The following is a 4,268-nucleotide window of genomic DNA, read 5'->3' as shown; positions in this document are numbered from 1 at the left end:
AGATGTGTATAAGAGACAGCATCGCCTCAGTGGTGCCGTTGCCGGAAATCTCCAAAGACGCGGTGTTGAGCCTGAGCAAGTTCAACCTTGCGGTGGATCGTCTGTATGACAACTACGTCACTCAGTGTCGCAACGTAGCGCTGGAGAAATCCAGTAGCCACTGCCACACTAGCTGTCACTCAAGCTGTCACTCGAACGTGCCAGTCTGCCATTCAAGCTGCCACTCCAACGTCCCGGTTTGCCACAGTAGCTGCCACTCCAACGTTGTGTGTCACACAAGCTGTCACGATAGCTGTCACTCGAACGTCGTGTGCCATGCCAGTTGCCATGATAGCTGCCACTCAGCCCGTGGTCGTCGTTAATTCGGAGTCTCCCCGTGGAAACAATTTACACCACCGCCCCTATTGCCTTGCCTGACCTGAAACGTAAGTTCACTGAGAACGTTGAGTTCGTCATTGACTACGACAACAGTAAGTTCAAAGGCAAGATCCTGATTACCTACCTGAGTAATCTGGACATCAAGTGCAAGTTGCAGATCAAGGACCCAGACCAGGCCCTCGCCTTGTTGGAAGAGTACCTGAACATTCCCACTCTGGTGAGCGTGTCGGACTTGGAAGACTTGGCGATCAATGTCCTGCTCGAATACCAAGGCAAGCCTAACAAGCTGAACATCGAAGTGGGTGACTTCATTGCCCGCAACATGGTCGCTTTGGAGCGTTGGACACGCCGGGTCAACTCTCTGTTGCTGTACACCATGTACATCAACCAGCAATTCAAACCGATGGTCGAAGAGTTCCCTCAAGACCTCGACGACGGGGTGGTGGGTATCAACTTCGTCCACCTGATCAAACACGAGCTGTTCCCGATCTTGATTGAAGGGATTCATCCGTCGATGATCACGTGGAACCGTACGTTCTTCGATGACTACGTGTTTGCAGGCCAAAACCTGTTCACCTATTTCGCAGTGAAAGAGAACCCATTGTTCTTGGGTCTGCTGTGTGGGTTGGACGAACAAACCAGTGAGCTGACTATCATCCCCGCGATGGAAGCAGTTGAGCAGGCGTGTGTTCCAGCGCTTAAGGAGATCTCTCATGTTTCATCTGTTTAACAGTGTCTACGTTGATACTGAACGCAGGCTTGACCGGCGCTACGATCACATCACGATTTCCCCGACCATCGGTTACGAGTATGTCCACTTCGACAAACACGAAACCACCATCGGTCAGCAACTCTGGTATTCCACCACGCTGGATCACCTCGATCCTGTGACCTTCAAGTACATCTTCGGTGAAGCACTGAAGTCGGACAAGAAGACCTTCGTGTACTGCGACAACGAAACCTACCTGCGCCTGTACGGCATGTTGGTCAAGTGCGTATTCCCGAACGTGGATCTGGAAACCTTCCGTTGGATTCTGCTCTGCAAGAAAGCGACGTTTAACACCACACTGACCAAATACGGTGTGACAGACAACAACGCCTTCACCGGGGTAGACATCAACACCAAGGTGATCGACTCCTTGTTTGAATACAAGGACATGAACCAGGCTGCCATGACGTCTGTGGTCGCTAGCGATCCTGAGTCCCTATCGCTTGAGTGGCGCGTCGCTCGTCTGATTGCCACCGGTGATGTCGGTACGTTGCCTAAAACGCTCCTGAACATCCTCAGGCGCATTGCGCTGGCTAACACGCATGACGTGCTGGACGTTTGGGGCCGGATGATCACTGACCCTGCCAACTGGGACTACGCCGGTTGCGACATGCAGACGTTGCTCGATGCACCGACTGTGTTCCAAGGGGCTGTAGGTTTCAACTTCACCAACAACCCAGTGTTCTTGAAACCGGGTCTGTTTGAACTGCGTCCTTCTGATGCGTGGATGTTTGGGCTGCTGGAAGAAATGATCCCGCTGCTGGAACACTGCGACGAAGGACCGACTGCTGGTCGGAGCCGCTTGGTACTGGAGCTGCTCAAAAATGGTGGTGACTGGGAAGACCCAGACAACTGCTTGAAGAACGTCCACACGATGTTCCGGGGTCCCAAGCGACTGGCTCTGCCAAACCGTGACACCGGTAAGTACGACGAGAACCTGCTCCGCTACCTACTGGGCCGTGATGCCAGTGACCTGCACGAGTGTTTCCAAGAGAAAGCCTAAATGAACCTGATACCGCTAGTTGACGTCCTCCAAGAGAAGAAAGGTAACACCAAAGAGGCACACTTGATTCTCTTTGAGAAGTGTAACCTGCGGTGTTCGTTCTGTCACCAAGACCACGATTCGGAAGTAGGGCTAGATGCTGACGCCATTCTTGAAAAGGTTCACACCCTGATTGAGAATGGTGATCCCGAAGCCCCGATCGTGATCAACATGACCGGTGGGGAGTTGTTCTCGGACAATATCCCTGACTGGATGTTTGGCTACTACTTAATGTCGGGACAGTTGTTGCTCCGTCACTTTAAGCGAGCCAAGCTGGTGTGGGGCACGAACTTGGTCTACAGTGACTTGTTCCGGGTGATGCGTTTAATCACCATGCTCCGTACTGAGGCTAGCCGACAGCAAACAGTGTGTCTGGCCACCTCGTACGATCCAGCGGGTCGCTTCACGGCGGCTAACCGAGATTTGTTCTTGCGTAGCCTGAAAGTGGTCAAGCCGTACGTGGACACTGTGAACGTGGTGATCACGCGGCAGAACATCCAGTTGTTCCTCACGGGCAACGAAGGCAAAGAGTTTGAATGGCTGTGCCGTGACTTCGATGTGTACTTCGACCACTACATACCCTCGGAACGTTACGAAGAGCACCAGCCGACCGAAGCGGCCATCAGTCAGCTCTACTTGGCGCTGGATAAGAAGTACCCCAACTCCTACCCGATTAAAGCGTGGAAGGAAAACCGATTCAATGACACCACCTGCCGTTCAACAAAGATCATCAATAAAGATGGCGTTGTAACGACGTGTTGGTCAGAAGCGGGTAAAGATGCCATCCTCGATGAAGGGGCTGGTTTGAAGGCTAAGCACGAGGCGGAAGAACGCTTCTTAAACCACTATGGTTGTTTGGCCTGTGAGTATTACCAACGCTGCGGCTTACGGTGCTTCTTGCACCACAGCTTCGTTGAGACGGACTCCACTGAGTGTCAGATCAAAGAAATGTTTGACCAAATCCTGTAGCCCCGCATTAAGGATACCCCCGTGGATCTGATTATCAAGCCAACCGTGAAGTGTAACTTCAAGTGCACCTTCTGCTCCAGTACCCACCTTTCGGAAGACCCGAAGGAGATTGTGGAACTGGAAGCAATCGAACGGTTCATCAAACGTTTTCCAGAAACCCGTACGCTGATCATCAACGGTGGTGATCCACTGATGATGCCCCCAAGCTACTACTGGAAGATGATTGAGATTCTGGATCGTCTCGGTTCTGAGGCGTGCATCTCGTTTACCACTAACCTCTGGGCGTTCTACAAGAAGCCTGAGATGTGGGTAGAACTGTTCCGTCACCCGCGTGTGGGTGTGGGGACATCGTTCCAGTACGGCAATGCTCGGTTGAAAGGCGACGGTACTCCTTTTACCGAAGAAGAATTCCTCAAGATCTCTGACATGATGTTGGAGATGGTCGGCAAGCGTCCTGACTTTATCAGCGTGATTGATGAAGAGAACGTACACACCGTGTTGCAAACGGTGGAGCTGGCTAAGCGTTTAGGTCTGGTGGCCAAGATCAACTACGTCAGTGCCTCAGGGCCGGAAGTAGTGAACCGTGGTACCACGATGGGTAGCTGGAACCGCATGTACACCCAAGCGGACATCTACGAGAAATACATCGAGATCTACGACGCTGGTTTAGGCGAGTGGGAATACAACACACAACAGATGACTAAGCGCTTGCGTAACGGTCAGACGACGTGTCCGTTGTCTCGTACTTGCGACAGTGGCATCCGCGCGATCCAGCCGGGTGAGAACTACTACTCGTGTGGCAGCTTTGGTGACGACGGCGAATACCCGATCGACTTCGATAAGGAAATGAAAGGTGAGTTCTTCACGCCTTTGCAAAACCAAATCGAACTGCACTCGATGAAAGAAAGCTGCAATATCTGCCCGATGTTTATCATCTGCAACGGCTGCAAGAAAACCATCGCTGATACCAAACGACTGGGTCAGGTGGAGCGCCACTGCAAGAAGATGAAGTCTTTGGCACCTCGCATCATCGAACCTGTCTCTTATACACATCTAAAATGGGGGGGGGGGGGGGGGGGGGGGGGGGGGGGGGGGGGGGGGGGGGGGGGG

4 protein-coding genes are annotated in these 4,268 nt (G+C 52.6%); all 4 read left to right on the top strand.

Annotated features, from left to right (window positions below; genetic code table 11):
* The first annotated feature begins 376 nt into the window (after window positions 1-376).
* On the top strand, window positions 377-1,108 hold the full coding sequence (locus tag H8Z83_RS18650; RefSeq protein WP_187016406.1) for a hypothetical protein: 732 nt from the start codon (window positions 377-379) through the stop codon (window positions 1,106-1,108).
* The gene (locus H8Z83_RS18645) at window positions 1,092-2,150 is read left to right on the top strand and encodes a protein kinase family protein (RefSeq protein WP_187016405.1); all 1,059 of its coding nucleotides are present in this window, start codon (window positions 1,092-1,094) and stop codon (window positions 2,148-2,150) included. The genes H8Z83_RS18650 and H8Z83_RS18645 overlap by 17 nt, the downstream gene beginning before the upstream one ends.
* Window positions 2,151-3,158 carry a hypothetical protein gene (locus H8Z83_RS18640; protein WP_187016404.1) on the top strand — a complete coding sequence of 336 codons (1,008 nt, stop codon included), beginning with the start codon at window positions 2,151-2,153 and terminating at the stop codon, window positions 3,156-3,158.
* A gap of 21 nt (window positions 3,159-3,179) precedes the next feature.
* The coding region (locus tag H8Z83_RS18635; protein ID WP_187016403.1) for a radical SAM protein at window positions 3,180-4,268 on the top strand (1,089 nt) is incomplete at its 3' end.

The organism is Dysosmobacter segnis, assembly GCF_014297285.1.
GTDB classification, from domain to species: Bacteria; Bacillota; Clostridia; order Oscillospirales; family Oscillospiraceae; genus Oscillibacter; species Oscillibacter segnis.
The sequence above is the reverse complement of the archived record's forward strand: the minus strand, read 5'-3'. Positions and strand labels throughout refer to the sequence as shown.